A 15,125-nucleotide genomic window follows, 5' to 3' on the forward strand; every position below is an offset into this window, starting at 1 on the left:
CTGTCCAAGGAGTGGACCGGAAACGAGGAAGTGCCTTCTGATCAGGGAAAATAGGACTTGCTGAGGGTCCGATGTTCCTGTCACGGAAGGCACTTGCTGGATGAAGGCTACCGCAATACGTCCGAAGATCATGGTGACTGGAGACGGGCGGGGCATCGTCGGGCACGCTGGTGCCCGGCTGCTCGCTGATCTGGCTGATGCGACCGGCCTGACCAGCGCGTTCAGCCACGCCCTTGCGGGTCTGCGGCAGCGGCAGCGCGGGCACGACCCGGGTCGGATCGCCGTCGATCTTGCCGTGATGCTCGCCGACGGTGGTGAGGCCATCGCTGACCTGGCAGTACTACGAGACCAACAGGCGCTGTTCGGGCCGGTGGCGTCCGACCCGACCGCGTGGCGGCTGTTGTCGCAGCTCGACGACACGGTGCTGGTCGATCTGCGGTCTGCACGGGCACACGCCCGTGAGGTCGCTTGGGCCCAGCACGCCGAGGTCCGCGGTGACCTGCCGCAGCCGATGGTGGCCGGCCGGCAGGTTGACGGCCTGGTCCTGGACATCGACGCGACCATCGTGATCTGCCACTCCGGCAAGGAATCAGCGACCCGCACCTGGAAGAAGACGTTCGGCTACCACCCGCTGCTGTGCTTCCTGGACAACACCGGCGAAGCCCTCGCCGGCCTGCTGCGCGAAGGCCGGGCCGGATCCAACACCACCACCGACCACATCACCGTGCTCGACCAGGCCCTCGCTCAGCTTCCCGACGCCCACCGGCACGGCACCCCGATCCTGCTGCGCGCCGATTCGGCTGGTTCCAGTCACGGCTTCCTCGCCCACATCCGGTCCTTGCGCGAGCAGCACCACCTGGACATCCGGTTCTCCGTCGGTGCCGCGATCACCGCCGGCGTGCGCGAGGCGATCCGGGCTGCGACCGGCTGGGCTCCCGCCGTCGACACCGTCGGTGACCTGCGTGAACATGCCGAGGTCTGCGAGATCACGGGCCTGTTCGACGCCACCGGCTGGCCGGAGGGCACCCGGTTCCTGGTCCGCCGGGAACGCCCGCACCCCGGTGCCCAACTGTCGCTGTTCGACACCATCGAGGGCTGGCGGCATCAGGTCGTCGCCACCGACACCCCACCCGGCGGCGGCAGCGTCCAGTTCCTGGAGGCCCGGCACCGGGCACACGCCCGCGTTGAAGACCGCATCCGCACCGGCAAGAACACCGGTTTCGGCCGGTTCCCGTCCCGACACTTCGCCATCAACCAGGCCTGGCTCCAGTTGGCGCTGACCGGCATCGACCTGCTCGCCTGGACCCAGAACCTGCTCCTGGACGGCGAACTGGCCACCGCCGAGCCCAAGAAGCTGCGTTACCGGCTGCTACACGTCGCCGCCCGGATCACCCGCACCGCCCGCAGGACACGACTCGCCATCGCCGCCAACTGGCCCTGGGCCAACGCCCTGACCAGCGCATTCAACAAGCTCGCCGCACTACCCCGGCCCACCGGCTGACGTCGAGGCTCACGCTCCAACCCGCAACACGGAGGAACCCGGCCCAGCGCCGGGCCCTCAGCATGCCAACAAAGCGGCAAAACCAGCGCGAATCAACTTCATCGATAACAAGCTATGGATCCATGCTCAAGTGAAAGACCGAGGTTAGGCACTGCCATGTAGAGGAGCTTGCCCTCGGCAAGCGCCTGCAGCCTTACCGAAAGTTGAGCCTTGTCGGGGTTGGACTTGATGACGCGGGCGCTGCGCCAAGCGTCATGCGCAGTAAGCCGTTGTGCGGCCCGCTCGGCTCCAATGAAGCCGGGGATACGCCCGTGCGCACCAGGGGGTAGTGCCTGTCCGGCCCGTTCCAACCGTGACCAAACGGTCTCACGCACCTCGCGTTTTGCCTCATCGATGTCCATGTGACCTCCTCATGATGACATCAGCGCGAGCGTCAGGCTCGACCCCTGCCACAGTCGTCATCGGCTTACGCCGTCGCCGTTCTCCCGCAGGTGCGGCAACATTTGACCGACCAGCCCAGGGGTGACCGCGAGGGTGGTCGTCGCCTCGGCGCTGTACTCGGCCCCTCTGCTGTCGACGACGACGGCTCCCGCCTCGCGGGCGATGGCCACCCCGGCTGTCATGTCCCAGGTGTGGTTGGAAAGGGTGATGGCGGCGTCAATCTTCCCCTCCGCCAGCCAGACGAGATCCACTGCGGCTGATCCACTCATCCGCACACGCTGCACTGTCTCGGCGAGCCGCGCCATCAGTGCCAGCCGGATCCGATTCTTGTTCGCGGCATCCATTCCGACGGCGAAATCGCCGATCCCCACGACGGCTTCGCTCAGGCTCGTGGTGTCGCTCACCTTGACCGGCTCGCCGTTCGCGAATGCTCCACAACCCTCGGCGGCCCAGTATCGAGCACCGAGGAAGGGCAGGTCAACGACGCCGAGGGCTGGACGTGTTCCGTGGAGTAAGCCGAGCGAGATGCCGCACAAGGGGAGACCGCGAACGAAGTTGATCGTTCCGTCGACTGGATCGAGCGTCCATTGCAGATCCCCGGCGCCGCTGACGCCCTCCTCCTCTCCGAGGAAGGCGATGCCGGGTGTCGCATCGCGCAGGAATGATCGAAGGTCTCGCTCGATCGCGTAGTCGACGTTCGAAACGAGATCGCGGTCACCTTTACTGGCAGAGGTGACCGGTGCCCGGCGGCGCATCAAGGTGGCTGCCCGACCAACAGCATCAAGGGCGACCGGCAGCAGCTCACGATACGAGGTCACAGTTGTCGGCTCCGCTCCCACTGAGAGTCGAAGACCTGCTCATACACCTGATATAACCCCGTCGCGGAGTCTCGCCGTCGCATCACGAAGGTCGGAGAGTCGACCCCTCGGCTCGCGGGCAGGTACGCCTGGGCAAGGCAGAGGTCGTCGATGAGGAGCACGTTGAATCGAAGCGTCTCGTCGTAGAGGGAGATCTGCACGCTGCCGCGCAGTTCGCCGGACAGGCGGTCACGCACCCGCAACATCGTCTCGATGTTGAGCTTCGTCAGTGCCGCGAGCTGACCGGCCGGGAAGCTCTCCTCACGTTCCCTGGCTTGGATCGCCGAGCCATCAGGGTCCAGGAACAGGCATCGGACCTGTGCGCCGCCTTCGATGAGCTGACGCCAGCGGTGATCGGGATAGTGCTGGCACAGCAGGTTCAGGGAGAGTCCCATCGCTCGAACCTTTCGAGCGCCGTCCAGGATGCGGTCCGCAGGCAGAGACGCAGAGAGCTCAGCCCGACTGCGGAAAACCGCCGTGACGTCCGCTGTTGAGGTATCGCCGTTTCGTTCCGCCTGGACATGGGCAGCAGCTTGCCGCAGCTCGGCGACATCGGCCAATCTCAAGCCTGACCGGAACCGCCGATGAGCCTCGTTCCCCGCCCGCGCGAGCGCGGTGTCGAGAGCGGCCTGCATCTCCGGTCGGGGCTGCACAGCATCCCGGCCGGCCTCCCACTTCGATACGGTGCGCTCGCTGACGCCGAGGTGTTCGGCGAAGTCGCGGATGCTCATCCGCAGCGCGTGCCGCAGCATCCGGGTCTCTCGGCCGGTCCACTTCTGCACGGTCGTCATCGGCTCGCCTCCGAGTGCGTCGAGACCGGCCGCCAGCAGCTTAGCGGCTCGACTTCAGAGCTGGTACAGCGCAAGTGCAGAGCGTAGTCGTACCCCATGAGTCGCAAGTTGGCGAGGGTGGACGCATGGCCCGGGGCGGGTGCTGGGCTCCGGTGGGGCGTCACCCGAGCGCGTCCGCCGTCCCCGCCCGCCCCGGTGCCGCTCGGACTTTCGACGGAAGGGCTCTTCATGGCGGCGGTGCTGGACGACTTCCCGGTGCTCACTCCGGTCAGCGACGAGGACGTGGCGCTCGCCGTGCGCGCGGTGGCGGTGCATGTGCCGGAGCGGTGGCCGGCGGGTCCACTGTGCCGCAGTGAGCGGGTACCGCATCCGTGCCGGCTGGCCCGCTGGGGCCGCAGCACACTCCTGGCGGCCGGGCTCACCGAGGAGCGCGTGGACGAGCTGGCCGCCGTAGGCGACCCGGGCGCCTGGCCGTGGGCGTGACCGGGCTCGGGGCGTACCCGAAGGAGAGCTGGTCCGGGTCGGCGGCGGTGCGCGAGGCGGTGGCCCGGTGGCTGCGGCTGGTGGCGGCGGACGCCGAGCTGGCGCCGTACCTCGTCGGGGTTGATCGGGCCCGGCTCGCCGGACACCTGGCGCTCACGCTCACAGTGGCGCTCGGCGGACCGGCGGGCGACATCGCCCGCCCGGCGGCCGGGGCGTGGCGCGGCCTGGGCCTGACCGAGGCGCAGCACCGCCGCGTGGTCGACTACCTGGCCGGGGTGCTCTGGGCGCTGGACGTGCCGGCGGGCTCGGTGACAGCGGCCCGGCGGGCCTTCTCGGACGAGGCCGGCTCGTGACCGCCGCCCTGGCCGCGTCGTGGTCCGTCACCATGCGGTACGCCCGCGAGGCAGCCGACCATTTCTGGTGTGCGGTCGAGGATCGCTGCCCCGGGACGCTGCCGGAGCGGGAGGCGACGGTGTTCCTCGCCGCATTCGGACGGCTGGCCAGCGGTGGTGACGACCCGGCCGGGCGGGCGGCGCTGTTGGCCGTGCTTGGCCGGGCCTACCGCCGCTACCGCCTGCTGCCGCACCAGCTCACCGTCGAGGCCGCGCTCGTCGCGACGGTGTCCCGGCAGGTGAGGTGGACACCGGAGCTGGCGGCGGCCTGGGCAGGGGCCAGCCGGCGGGCCACGGCGGCGGTGAGCCGTGTGGTCGAGCAGGCCGGCGACGGCCCGCCCTGGTGGCCGGCGCAGGTCGTCGACCACGACCGGGCGGCCGACGGCATCGCCGTGGTGACCGTGCGCCCCTGGCGCCGCCTGGCGTTCCGGCCCGGTCAGGCGCTGCCCGTCTGCACCGAGCGCCGGTCGGGCCGGTGGCGTTGGTACTCGCCGGCCAACGCTCCGCGCGCCGACGGCACCGTCGAACTCCACATCCGTGCCGTCGCCGCCGTCTCCCGCGCGCTCGTGCACCGGGTACGCCCCGATGATCGGATCTGGCTCGGCCCGCCCCGGTCGATCGGCCTGACCCTCGATCCGGCGTCGGATGCGGACCTGCTGCTCGTCGCCGGGGGCACCGGGCTGGCGCCGCTGCGCGCCCTGGTCGAGCAGGTCGCCACCGCACCGGCCGGTCCCCGGGTAACACTGGTCGTCGGCGCCCGCACCCTCGCCGACCTCTACGACCCGATCAGCCTGGACAAGCTCCAGAGCGCCCACAACTGGCTGACCGTCGTGCCCGCGTTCTCGCACGATCCGGTGGCGGAGGCGGGAGAGCAGGGCGACGCGCTCACCGTCGCGCTCGACCACTGGCGTCCCGGTCAGGAGGTCTACCTGTGCGGGCCACCGCTGATGGTGGCCGGGTCGCGGCTACGGTTGCTCGCCGGTGGGGTGCCGGCTGAGCGGATCCACCTGCCGGACGGGTTCGGCACCTGATGGGCGTCTACCGCAGCCGCAACGTGCTGGCCGGCCCGCTCACCGCGGACCGGCTCGGCGCCGTCGAGCTGCCCCGCACGTCACTGGGCCGGCGCGGCTACCGGACCGACGACGTCGACGCGCTGCTGCATCGGCTCGTCTACGAGCTGGGGGAGCGGACCCGGCTGCTCGACGACGCGCTGGGCGAGAACGACCGCATCAAGCGAGCCCTGCGCGCCTGGCAGGCCGAGGTGCGGGAGGCTGCCGGCGTCGGCCGGTGTCCCGCGGCCATTCCAGACTCTCGTCCCAGCCCTGACGGTCGACCTGCGGGTGAGCGGTGACGCGGACGACACCGGTCGTGCCGCATACTGGCCCGGTGTTCACTCTCGCCCAGGCGCGACACCTGGTGGCCACGCTGCGACCGCGCGTCGACGAGCTGATCCGGCTGCGGGCCGACCTGGCCGAGCTACGGGTCGATCTGGCCGACCACGGCGTCAGCGCGCTCGGCGGGCTCGCCGAGGTGAAGGCGCTGGAGGCGCGGCTGCACGTGGTGGTGGACGAGTTCCACCAGCACGACATCGCGGTCAAGGGGATCGCCCCGGTGTTGCTCGACTTTCCCGGTGAGCGCGACGGCCGGGCGGTGCTCTGGTGCTGGCTGGAGGGGGACACCGACATCAGGTGGTACCACCGGGTCGAGTGCGGTTTCGCCGGCCGCCGTCCGGTCTGACGGCGCGCTGTGGGTGAGGTGCGCCGGGCGGTGCCGTCCGACGCCGACGAGCTGGTGCGGCTGCGCGGGCTGATGCTCGCGGGTATGAGCGGGGTGCCGACGCCGCCGGGGCGGTGGCAGGACGTCGCCCGGGACAATCTGCGTGCCTGGCTGGCCGAGCCGGATCCCTGGCTCGCCGCCTTCGTGGTCGACGCGCCGGGCGGCGCGTCGCTGGCGGCCTGCGCGGTGGGCACCGTGGAGCGGCGGCGGCTCGGCGGGCCGGACGACCCGAGTGGCCTGGTCGGGTACGTCTTCAACGTCAGCACCGACCCGGCGTACCGCAGGCGCGGGCACAGCCGAGCCTGCCTGACCGCCCTGCTGGCCTGGTTCCGGCACCGGGGTGTGCGCCGGGTGGACCTGCGGGCGTCGGCGGCCGGCCGGCCGCTCTACCGGGCTCTCGGCTTCCGGGAGACCGCCGACCCGGCGATGCGGCTGACCTTCCCGGCGGAGGAATCCTTCATTCCGCTAGGCGAAACCGGCAACGATTTGTCGGTGTAAGTCGCTATGCGCGCCCGGCCGCAAATCGGTGATCTTCCATGCGCTGTGATCTTATTGATATCTATCTCTCACCACCACTTCACGCCCCCAGGAGTGCGACGTGCGGAGATCCCGTCTTGCCACCCTCGCCCTGACCCTGGCCGCCTCGGTCGGGGTCACTCTGTCTCTGGCCGCCCCCGCCCAGGCGGCCCCGTCCGACCGCTACGTCGCGCTCGGCGACTCGTACGCCTCCGGCGTCGGCGCCGACAGCTACACGTCCGAGAGCGGCAGCTGCCTGCGCAGCACGAAGGCCTATCCGGCGCTCTACAACACCAACATCAAGCCCGCGTCGTACCGGTCGGTCGCCTGCTCCGGCGCCACCACGGCCGACGTCATAAACAGCCAGCTCTCCGCGCTCTCCTCCACCACCACACTGGTCAGCGTGACAGTGGGCGGCAACGACGTCGGCTTCGCCAACATCATGAGCACCTGCGTGCTTCAGGGGGAGACCCAGTGCGTGGCGGCCGTGCAGTCCGCCATGAACGTGGCCCGCACCTCGATGCCGGGCCGCCTCGCCAACGTCTACAACGGCATCAAGAGCCGCTCGCCCTCGGCCCGCGTCGTGGTGGTCGGCTACCCGGTGTTCTACCAGCTCGGCACCACCTGCATCGGGCTCAGCGCGACGTCCCGAGCGAAGATCAACGAGGGCATCAATCTGCTCGACGACATCACCCGCACGGCCGCCGTCTCGGCCGGCTTCACCTTCGCCGACGTCCGCTCCATCTTCGTCGGTCACCAGCTGTGCAGCTACGGGACCAAGTGGCTGCACGCGCTGAACGTGCTGAGCCTGAGCAAGTCGTACCACCCGACGGCCGCCGGGCAGTCCGGCGGCTACTACCCGGTCTTCCGGGCCGCCGCCGGCTGACCCGGTCCACGGCAGCGGCACGCCTCCCGCGGGGGCGTGCCGCTGCGCCGTGCCCGCCGCCGGGGCGCCGGTCAGGCCGGCAGGGCCTTCTCGATCGCCGTACGCAGATCGGGGTCCTCGGGCGTGACCTGCGGGCCGAACCGGGCGGCCACCGTGCCGTCCGGCGCGACGAGGAACTTCTCGAAGTTCCAGCGCACGTCGCCGGTGTGCCCCTCGGCGTCCGGCGTGGACACCAGCTCCGCGTAGAGCGGGTGCCGGCCCGGCCCGTTGACGTCGACCTTCTCCGTCAGCGGGAACGTCACGCCGTAGTTGACCTGGCAGAACTCCTCGATCTCGGCGGCGCTCCCCGGCTCCTGGCCGGCGAACTGGTTGCACGGCACACCGAGCACCGTCAGCCCGCGCCCGGCGTACGTGTCGGCGAGTTCCTGGAGGCCCGCGTACTGCGGGGTGAGGCCGCAGCGGGAGGCCACGTTGACCACGAGCAGGGCGCGGCCGCGGTAGCGGCCGAGGTCGGCCGGGCCGCCGGTGAGGGCGTCGATCTGGACGTCGAAAACGGTCATGGGACGAGGCTACGGCCCTTCGGGGGTTCGGCGCTGCGACGACGAGCAGGTCGCGAACCGGTTGAGCCCGCAGGACAGAACTGTCTACGACGATCGGTAGCGGCGCATCGACGCCGCCGAGCGCGATGGTTAGGAGCCCGGTCGGGAGGCCGAGGCAGCCGAGGTCTGTGGTCTGACCGCGGGCAGTCAGCGGAATCACCGCGATCGACCGGGACGGGTGCCGGCAGAGCAGCGAGCAGGTGAAGCGAGTCAACGAGCTGAAGTACGGCGGCGGAGACGTCCTGCACCCGGTCCTACCGCCGCCTGCTGGAGCAGCAGGCGGCGCTGGTGTGCGGGCTGACGCCGGCCGGCTTCGAGTCTTGGTCGACAGCTGTCCTACCTGGAGCCTTGCACCCATCGATCACCGGGCCTGCCACACCCGCCCGAGCTGCAAGATCAGCTTGGAAAAGGCTCAATGGACGAAAGCTGACGAGTCGCCCGCTCAACGCTGCCGCAGGTAGATGAGGGCCGCGACGCCGCCGCCGCAGATCGCGTAGCCCAGCGATGCCGTGATCTTGACCCACTGCGACAGATTCGTCTGCCCGAGCAGCCAGCCCAGCGTCAGACCACCCACGCCGAACAACACGATGAACAGGAGCAACATCTGTCCTACCCGCCTACGACTTACCGCCATGAGAGAACTCCTTCCCCGGGTTGCGGGACCAGCGAAGCTGGTCCCGCAACCTCACCTTAAGCGAAGAACAACGGCCCTGACCGAGAGGAGGAACCAACCGAGCTCGGCCAGTACGAACAGTCTTCGGCCGCCAGTATCTGACTAGTCGCAGCAACAGCGAGTGAGCCCGCGATCCGCAGTACGCAAGTGCGTCGATGACGCTTGCGGGCTGGAGTTGAACCTTCCTGTGCAGACGCCCCTGAGTGCTCAGTTCACTTCCCTCGCCGTTGCAGGATGTGCGGTGCCACGATTATCAAAGCCGGGACGGCCACTAGCCCGAGGACGGCCATGGCCAGAATGGCCTGTACCCTGCTAAAACCGAGGTGACCGCTCAGGTAGCCTGCAGCAACGAAAATTGCTGCAAACAGGATCAGCAATAGCGTGAATATCCGAGCTGACGGGCGACGCCGCACCTTAAGCCTCCTAGCGGGAACCCCAGTAATATGCAATACCAAACAGGAATGAACCCTCCGAGGAAGATTCCGCCAAAGGCGCCGCCGGCCAGACAGCCGACAGGACCGGCGAACGCCCCGAAAATGCAGCCCGCAACTCCACCGATGATGACTCCAGCTCCACCGACCTTACCTGCGGTGTCAATCGCGTCGACGAATGGGTCATCGTGATCGTTACCCGTCGGGTCTACGAAGTTGACTGGGTTGCCGCCAGCGTATGCGTAGCGGTTGCCGTGGTCAGGGCTGCCGATGAAGCTGAGGTTGTCCCTGCGTGTTGAACATCCGACTGCCGCCCGGAACCCACGGCATCAGCGAGGCGCTGACGAGAGAAGACTTGATGACCTTCGTTTAGCGGCAACGCTTCCACGCCGACCGAAGGCCGTAAACCGCGCCCCCGGCAAACGCGCGATCGCCACCCTCAAGACCTGGAGATCCTGAACGAGTTGGGCTGCTGCCCACGGTGAGCGATCACGATCGTGCGGGCCATCCTCGTCCTGGACCACGTCGGAGCCAACCGCTACGCAGGATGAAAGAGGCTCAATCCCTGCGTTGGGGCTCGACGGCAAAGCCGTCGAGCCCCAACCTGTTGTCTCGCCTTCAGCGGACCGAATGCGTCACGCGCTAGATTACGACCTAACCCTTCAGGACTCTCAGAAGCACAGCTGAGAGAGCCCCCATTATGACGCCGGTAACGATCGCCACAGCCCAGGTGCCTCCCACCATGAACTTGCCGATGCCTATGCCGGCTAGGAGCATTAGCGCGCCAAACGCAACGTACTGAGTCTTCAGCATTGTAAGTTCCTACGATTAGAGGCCGACGCTCAGCCGATCAGAAGTCATTCCGGCTGGCCCTGTGCGATGACGTAGCCTACTGCACCGCCTACTGCTCCTGTCACGAACCCCACGACCATTCCCTCGACGCATCCGGCAAGAATCGTGCTGAGGCAACCGGTGACGGCTCCCGTGACTGCCGCACCCGCCGACGCGTAGACCAGGCCCGACCATGTGAATAGCCCCGTGGGATCGGTGTAGTTGATGGGGTTGCCGCTGGCGTATGCGTAGCGGTTGCCGTGGTCAGGGCTGCCGATGAAGCTGAGGCTGTCTTGCTGGGTGAATCGGCCTTGTTGGGGGTTGTACCAGCGCTGGCCGAACTTGGTAAATCCGGTGCTCTGGTCGTAGATGCCACCGGTGTAGCGCACCAGGTTGCTCGCACCGAGGTTGGTTTCGTCGGTGGTGGTGGCGTTGCCGTAGGGGTCGTACTTGTAGGTGGCGGCGAGGGTGCCGTTGGCCTTGACGGCGGCGACGGGGGTGCCGAGTCCGTCGAGGACGAAGGCGGTGTCGGTGCCGTTGATCCGCAGGCCGAGCGGGGTGCCGAGGCCGTCGCGTTCGACGTAGACGGTGGTGCCGGCGGCGGTCCAGGACTGGAGCCAGGGCATGCCGTGCTGGTCTTCGTAGCCGTACTGCAGGGTGGTGGTGCCGGCGCGGGTGAGTTCGACCTGGTCGGTGCCGGCGTAGGCGTAGGTGCCGGTGTTCGCGCCGGTCATCTGGTTGGCGCCGTTGTAGGTGACCGGGTTGACCGACGGGGCGCTGGCGCGGGTCTGGTTGCCGCGGTTGTCGTAGGTGTTGTTGGTGGTGGTGACCTGGTTGGCGGTGTTGTAGGTCAGGGTCTGGGTGGTGGTGCCGTCGACCTTGACCGTCTTGCGGTTGCCGTTGCTGTCGTAGGTGTAGTCGTAGGTCTTGCCGTTGTAGTTGGTGGCCTTGGTGAGCCGGTTGGCCTTGTCGTAGGTGAACTGGCTGATCGCGCCGGAGGTTTCGTCCTTCTGCCACTGCCGCAGGCCGGTGTCGTTGGCGGTGGCGGTGGAGCAGGGCTGTCCGGAGGTGTACTTGGCGTAGCAGTAGGTCACGTCGAACACCGTCGCGGGAGCGGCGGAGTTGCGGGTGGCGGTGATGCGGGTGGGCCGGTCGGACTTGTCGTAGGTGGTCTTGACGCGCAGGGCGTAGACGCTGTTGCCCTCATCGGTGGCGAACCACGTGTTGGTGCGGTTGCCGTCGTTGTCGTAGGAGTAGTTGTAGCGGGTGCCGCTGGCGGTGTCGGTGCGGACCAGCCAGTTGCGGGTGTTGTAGTAGTGCTTGGTCATGCCGCGGCCGTCGGTGATCCCGGTGAGGTTCCCGGCGAGGTCGTGCTCGTAGACGAACGTCGCGGTGCCGGGGTTGGTGCGCCGGTGTAGCCGGTTGAGGTTGTCCCACTCGTAGGTGGTGGTGCCGGTGGCGTCGGTGCGGCTGATCAGGTTCCCGGCGCGCCCGTACTGGTAGGTGACCGGGGTGGGGTTGGTGCCGCAGCCGGAGTAGCTGGCCTTCTCCAGCCGGTCGTCCTTGGTCCAGTCGTAGGTGGTGGTGCAGCCGCCCTGGGCGACGGTGCGGACGCGGCCGAGGACGTCGTAGGTGAACGTCTTGACGGCCAGGCCGTTGCCGGTGGGCGGGGTCAGGGTCGTGATCTGCTTGTCGCTGTTGTAGGTGTAGGTGGTGGGGTTGCCGGTGTTCGCCGGGTCGGTGGAGGTCTTGACGGTGCCGTTGGTGTTGTAGTCGACCTCGGCCTTGGCGGCGAGGGCGTCGGCGGTGGAGGTGCGGTTGCCGGCGCCGTTGTAGGTGTAGGTCGACGAGTTGCTCTGCGTGTCGATGGACGAGGATGGCTGAAAGTTCGCGGTCGGGTTCGTCGAGGTCGCCGGGTTGGCGTAGGCGGCGGATGCGCTGGCGCCGGACGGGGAGGCCGACTTGGTCAGTGACTGCCCGGCGTTGGCGCCGTAGGTGTTGGTGACCGTGCTGCCCTCGGGGCTGACGGTGGTGGCCACGTCCTGCCACGGCGTGTACGTCTTGGAGCGTTCGTTGCCGGCCGGGTCGGTGGCCTTGGTGACCCGCTTGTCGCTGTTCAGGTCGTACGTGGTGTGCGGCACGGATGCGACCGGCTGGGAGAGGTCCTGGCGGGGGTCGGCCATCTTCGTCTGCGACGACGTGGGGTAGGCGAACCGGGTGGTCGCGCCCTGATTGGTGGCGTTGTCGGTGACCTGGGTGAACGAGGTGACCCGGTGCTGCCCGTCGTAGGTGACGAGGCTGTAGGTGTCGTCCTTGGACCAGATCTTGACCAGGTCACCGGCGCTGTTGTACTCGAACGCGTACTGCCGGGTCGCGCCGAGCAGGTCGATCGCCTTCAGGCGGTTGTTGGTGTCGTACGTGTAGGACACCGTCCGGATGACGTTGTAGGCGTCGCTCTGCTCGTACGTCTTCAACCGCCCGTTCACGAACGTGACCGTCGCCGTGCGGGCGTACTGGCCGCCCCGGTCGGAGACGACCTGGGTCAGCTGCCCGCCGCTGTAGGAGTAGTCGGTGACGTTGTCGTTGCGGTCCTCGGTCTTGTCCAGCAGACCGTCGGAGGTGAAGAACAGCTCCTTGCCGCTGTCGTTCTCGGTCAGCTTCCACCCGCTGCCGTTCTTGACCAGCTTGGCCTTGAACTCACCCGGCGTCGTGTAGGCCGAACCGGTCCAGGTGAACTTCCCGACCACGCCGTCGGCGGCGGCGTAGGTGACCGAGCTGTCATCGGCCGGATACAGCTTCACGTCCTGCCCGGACCGCGTCCGCCAACCCGGCCCGTGCGCGCCGACCGACAGGTCACTGCCCAACATCAGGCTGTTGAACGACGCCCCCAGCGTCACGTTCCCGGCGATCCCGGGCAGGGTCAGGTCGGTGGTGTTCACCATCAAGTTGCCGGACCCGACGTTGACCTTCACCTCCATCCGATCCGCCAGCGAGAACGACACCAGGGTGCCGTTGCGCACCGGCCCGGTGCCCTTGGGTACCGACGGCGCCGCCCCCGCGGCGGCCCGCGTCACCGCGCGCTGCGGTGAGTCGAACAACCACACCTTCGACGACGACCGCGGCGACACCTGCGGCGTGTCCGCCGCCTCCTGCGGCGCCGCGGGCGCAGCGGAGGACACAGCCGGCGGAACCGCCAGCACTGACGTGGCCAGCAGCGCGGACGCCACTCCCACAGCCACTCGACGTTGACCCATCAACACTCCATCTCCCACACACGCTCCCGACGGCCCATCCGCCAGGAGGAGGACATACCTCGCCATGCCGTTCATCGGCGGAATCGACGAACGGCATGGTTGATTGAAAGCGGCACCCTCGCCAAGGGCGGGCCCGCCGGGATTGAAGACCTATCAGGCGTTGAAAAGACTGCCAGATGATTTCTCGCGAACGCCGGTCGAGGCGAACAGCTCGCACGATTCGCACGATTCGTTGAAAGAGCCCAAATCGTGGTCGATGCGGAATCTTGCCTCGGCGAGCAGCGGAAACAGCCACCCCAAGCCCAGAAGTAGGCAGCGGGCGACCGTGCCGAAAAGCGCCATCAGCGCTGAAGTTCGGAAGTTTTCAGCCCGTCATCGTCATTCGCGCATCCCCCGTTGATATCACTGGTTGCCATCGGTCAACCGTTGTGTCGGGAGACAAGCTATCGAGCCGACAAGTCTCAGGTCAATAACTATTACAAACAGCTAGTATTAAAGGTTCAAATCGCCCGGAAATGCACAGTTTGATGGCGCTACGTGATGGCGATCGGCTTGATCAAGTGGAGCGGTCACCGAGCTGGCGTCGAGCCCACGGTGAAGCCCGGCGGTGGCCGACCTGGGCCGCGTCCGCCGGGCTTCTTCCAGTAGCCGGGTAGCGAGCCTCCGTCAGTCCGGTCGCCGGGCCACCACCGCCAGCGCCATGCCGAAGAATCTCAGCGGCGACCGCTCGATCGCGTCGGTCACCGGGCGGATCCGCTGCCCGAAACCGGACCGGTCAAACGGCGGCATGATGTAGTCCACCGCCACCGTCTCCAACCCCGCCCGGCGAAGCTGCCCCGACAAACCACGAGCGGTGAAGGAACGCGCGTCAGCCAGCCGCCGGTGCAGCGGGACGATCCACGGCAGGAACGGGCCCCGCGCCGGCCGGTACCGCTTGCCGCGGATCAGGAAACCGTGCGTCTCGAACGGGAACCACCGGTTGGGAGTGGTCAACGCGAACCGGCCACCCGGCACCAGCACCCGGTGCACCTGCCGCAATGCGGCATCGAGATCATCGATGTGCTCCACCACCTCGATGGCGGTGACCAGGTCGAAACTCTCATCCGGATAGTCCAGTTCGGTGGCGGACAACTCCCGCACGTTGATCTTCTGCGCCGCCGCCGGGTCCTCGGCCAGCCGCTCCCGGAACAGCTCTAATCGGTCCTGCTGGATGTCGACCGCCTCGATCTGCTCGAATGCGTCTACCAGCCGCATCGTGTATGTGCCGTCCCCGCAGCCGATCTCCAGCAGTCGCCGACCGCTGAGCGATGTGTATCGGCCGAGCGTTCCCAGTCTCTTCGCTACCCCTCGCCCTGCGTTCCGCAGCTCAGCGTCGATATAGTCGGCGTCGCGGTGTGAAGGTGCAGGTCAGGGCGTTGCAGCCTGGCGGGAACGGCGAAAACGCCTAGTGACACGCCTGCCTGTGGATAACTTCCATGAGCTGCTGATCTATGCGTGGTTTCATAGTCGGTGTACGGTCGTGCCTCGTGTACGTGAAGGCGTCGACACGCAAGACCCGTGACGGGCAGACGATCCGCTACCTGCAGTTGGCCCACAACGAGTGGGACCCGGCCGCGAAGGCGTCCAAGACCCGGGTGTTGTACTCGTTCGGCCGCGAGGACCAGCTCGACGTGGCCGGTATCCGCCGCCTGGTC

General features: G+C 67.9%; 17 protein-coding genes. 8 read left to right on the forward strand and 9 right to left on the reverse strand.

Annotated features, from left to right (window positions below; all coding sequences use genetic code 11):
- The first annotated feature begins 100 nt into the window (after window positions 1-100).
- Window positions 101-1,501: an IS1380 family transposase gene (locus GA0070215_RS27245; protein ID WP_091050167.1), complete on the forward strand. Its 1,401-nt coding sequence runs from the start codon at window positions 101-103 to the stop codon at window positions 1,499-1,501.
- A 98-nt stretch (window positions 1,502-1,599) separates the two neighbouring features.
- Here GA0070215_RS27245 and GA0070215_RS27250 read toward each other — a convergent pair whose 3' ends face one another.
- From GA0070215_RS27250 to GA0070215_RS27260, 3 genes are read right to left on the reverse strand one after another with little or no spacing between them, the layout of a single operon-like run.
- Window positions 1,600-1,902, reverse strand: a complete 303-nt coding sequence (locus GA0070215_RS27250; RefSeq protein WP_244167172.1) for a 5-formyltetrahydrofolate cyclo-ligase family protein — start codon at window positions 1,900-1,902, stop codon at window positions 1,600-1,602.
- A gap of 57 nt (window positions 1,903-1,959) precedes the next feature.
- Window positions 1,960-2,760, reverse strand: coding sequence for an inositol monophosphatase family protein (locus tag GA0070215_RS27255; protein ID WP_091051611.1), 801 nt, complete (start codon window positions 2,758-2,760; stop codon window positions 1,960-1,962).
- Window positions 2,757-3,590 carry a DUF5919 domain-containing protein gene (locus GA0070215_RS27260; RefSeq protein WP_091051614.1) on the reverse strand — a complete coding sequence of 278 codons (834 nt, stop codon included), beginning with the start codon at window positions 3,588-3,590 and terminating at the stop codon, window positions 2,757-2,759. The genes GA0070215_RS27255 and GA0070215_RS27260 overlap by 4 nt, the downstream gene beginning before the upstream one ends.
- A gap of 228 nt (window positions 3,591-3,818) precedes the next feature.
- Here GA0070215_RS27260 and GA0070215_RS27265 point away from each other — a divergent pair, with 228 nt between their 5' ends.
- The 7 genes from GA0070215_RS27265 to GA0070215_RS27295 all read left to right on the forward strand — a co-directional run bounded on the left by GA0070215_RS27265 (window position 3,819) and on the right by GA0070215_RS27295 (window position 7,643).
- Window positions 3,819-4,073 carry a hypothetical protein gene (locus GA0070215_RS27265; RefSeq protein WP_018785311.1) on the forward strand — a complete coding sequence of 85 codons (255 nt, stop codon included), beginning with the start codon at window positions 3,819-3,821 and terminating at the stop codon, window positions 4,071-4,073.
- Window positions 4,064-4,426, forward strand: coding sequence for a globin family protein (locus GA0070215_RS27270; protein WP_244167173.1), 363 nt, complete (start codon window positions 4,064-4,066; stop codon window positions 4,424-4,426). The genes GA0070215_RS27265 and GA0070215_RS27270 overlap by 10 nt, the downstream gene beginning before the upstream one ends.
- A complete protein-coding gene (locus GA0070215_RS27275) occupies window positions 4,423-5,496 on the forward strand; it encodes an FAD-binding oxidoreductase (protein ID WP_244167174.1) in 1,074 nt (357 codons plus the stop codon). The genes GA0070215_RS27270 and GA0070215_RS27275 overlap by 4 nt, the downstream gene beginning before the upstream one ends.
- Window positions 5,496-5,816, forward strand: coding sequence for a DivIVA domain-containing protein (locus GA0070215_RS27280; RefSeq protein WP_018785308.1), 321 nt, complete (start codon window positions 5,496-5,498; stop codon window positions 5,814-5,816). Before GA0070215_RS27275 ends, GA0070215_RS27280 begins: the two co-directional genes overlap by 1 nt.
- A 35-nt stretch (window positions 5,817-5,851) precedes the next feature.
- Complete coding sequence (locus tag GA0070215_RS27285; RefSeq protein WP_018785307.1) at window positions 5,852-6,202, forward strand: DUF2203 domain-containing protein; 351 nt, start codon at window positions 5,852-5,854, stop codon at window positions 6,200-6,202.
- A 30-nt stretch (window positions 6,203-6,232) separates the two neighbouring features.
- Complete coding sequence (locus tag GA0070215_RS27290; RefSeq protein ID WP_341845032.1) at window positions 6,233-6,739, forward strand: GNAT family N-acetyltransferase; 507 nt, start codon at window positions 6,233-6,235, stop codon at window positions 6,737-6,739.
- Between the two features lie 100 nt (window positions 6,740-6,839).
- Window positions 6,840-7,643, forward strand: coding sequence for an SGNH/GDSL hydrolase family protein (locus tag GA0070215_RS27295; RefSeq protein WP_091051622.1), 804 nt, complete (start codon window positions 6,840-6,842; stop codon window positions 7,641-7,643).
- 71 nt (window positions 7,644-7,714) lie between these two features.
- Here GA0070215_RS27295 and GA0070215_RS27300 read toward each other — a convergent pair whose 3' ends face one another.
- The 6 genes from GA0070215_RS27300 to GA0070215_RS27315 all read right to left on the reverse strand — a co-directional run bounded on the left by GA0070215_RS27300 (window position 7,715) and on the right by GA0070215_RS27315 (window position 14,808).
- Window positions 7,715-8,203: a glutathione peroxidase gene (locus GA0070215_RS27300; protein WP_018785304.1), complete on the reverse strand. Its 489-nt coding sequence runs from the start codon at window positions 8,201-8,203 to the stop codon at window positions 7,715-7,717.
- A 481-nt stretch (window positions 8,204-8,684) separates the two neighbouring features.
- A complete protein-coding gene (locus tag GA0070215_RS28580; protein ID WP_018785303.1) occupies window positions 8,685-8,846 on the reverse strand; it encodes a hypothetical protein in 162 nt (53 codons plus the stop codon).
- Window positions 8,847-10,000: 1,154 nt separating this feature from the next.
- Window positions 10,001-10,159, reverse strand: a complete 159-nt coding sequence (locus GA0070215_RS28585) for a hypothetical protein (protein ID WP_018785302.1) — start codon at window positions 10,157-10,159, stop codon at window positions 10,001-10,003.
- Window positions 10,160-10,203: 44 nt separating this feature from the next.
- Window positions 10,204-13,431 (reverse strand): RHS repeat-associated core domain-containing protein, encoded by a 3,228-nt coding sequence (locus GA0070215_RS27305; protein ID WP_244167175.1) that lies wholly within the window; start codon window positions 13,429-13,431, stop codon window positions 10,204-10,206.
- A 153-nt stretch (window positions 13,432-13,584) separates the two neighbouring features.
- Window positions 13,585-13,773: a hypothetical protein gene (locus tag GA0070215_RS27310; protein WP_018785300.1), complete on the reverse strand. Its 189-nt coding sequence runs from the start codon at window positions 13,771-13,773 to the stop codon at window positions 13,585-13,587.
- Window positions 13,774-14,097: 324 nt separating this feature from the next.
- The gene (locus GA0070215_RS27315; RefSeq protein ID WP_091051629.1) at window positions 14,098-14,808 is read right to left on the reverse strand and encodes a methyltransferase domain-containing protein; all 711 of its coding nucleotides are present in this window, start codon (window positions 14,806-14,808) and stop codon (window positions 14,098-14,100) included.
- Window positions 14,809-15,125 lie beyond the last annotated feature (317 nt).

The organism is Micromonospora marina (assembly GCF_900091565.1).
In the GTDB taxonomy this organism is placed as follows: Bacteria; Actinomycetota; Actinomycetes; order Mycobacteriales; family Micromonosporaceae; genus Micromonospora; species Micromonospora marina.

What these genes read in the sequence shown, in the direction of transcription:
- GA0070215_RS27245 (WP_091050167.1), top strand. Translation starts at nt 101, where the DNA reads ATGAAGGCTACCGCAATACGTCCGAAGATCATGGTGACTGGAGACGGG.
- GA0070215_RS27250 (WP_244167172.1), bottom strand. Translation starts at nt 1,902, where the DNA reads ATGGACATCGATGAGGCAAAACGCGAGGTGCGTGAGACCGTTTGGTCA.
- GA0070215_RS27260 (WP_091051614.1), bottom strand. Translation starts at nt 3,590, where the DNA reads ATGACGACCGTGCAGAAGTGGACCGGCCGAGAGACCCGGATGCTGCGG.
- GA0070215_RS27265 (WP_018785311.1), top strand. Translation starts at nt 3,819, where the DNA reads ATGGCGGCGGTGCTGGACGACTTCCCGGTGCTCACTCCGGTCAGCGAC.
- GA0070215_RS27280 (WP_018785308.1), top strand. Translation starts at nt 5,496, where the DNA reads ATGGGCGTCTACCGCAGCCGCAACGTGCTGGCCGGCCCGCTCACCGCG.
- GA0070215_RS27300 (WP_018785304.1), bottom strand. Translation starts at nt 8,203, where the DNA reads ATGACCGTTTTCGACGTCCAGATCGACGCCCTCACCGGCGGCCCGGCC.
- GA0070215_RS28580 (WP_018785303.1), bottom strand. Translation starts at nt 8,846, where the DNA reads ATGTTGCTCCTGTTCATCGTGTTGTTCGGCGTGGGTGGTCTGACGCTG.
- GA0070215_RS28585 (WP_018785302.1), bottom strand. Translation starts at nt 10,159, where the DNA reads ATGCTGAAGACTCAGTACGTTGCGTTTGGCGCGCTAATGCTCCTAGCC.
- GA0070215_RS27305 (WP_244167175.1), bottom strand. Translation starts at nt 13,431, where the DNA reads ATGGGTCAACGTCGAGTGGCTGTGGGAGTGGCGTCCGCGCTGCTGGCC.
- GA0070215_RS27310 (WP_018785300.1), bottom strand. Translation starts at nt 13,773, where the DNA reads ATGGCGCTTTTCGGCACGGTCGCCCGCTGCCTACTTCTGGGCTTGGGG.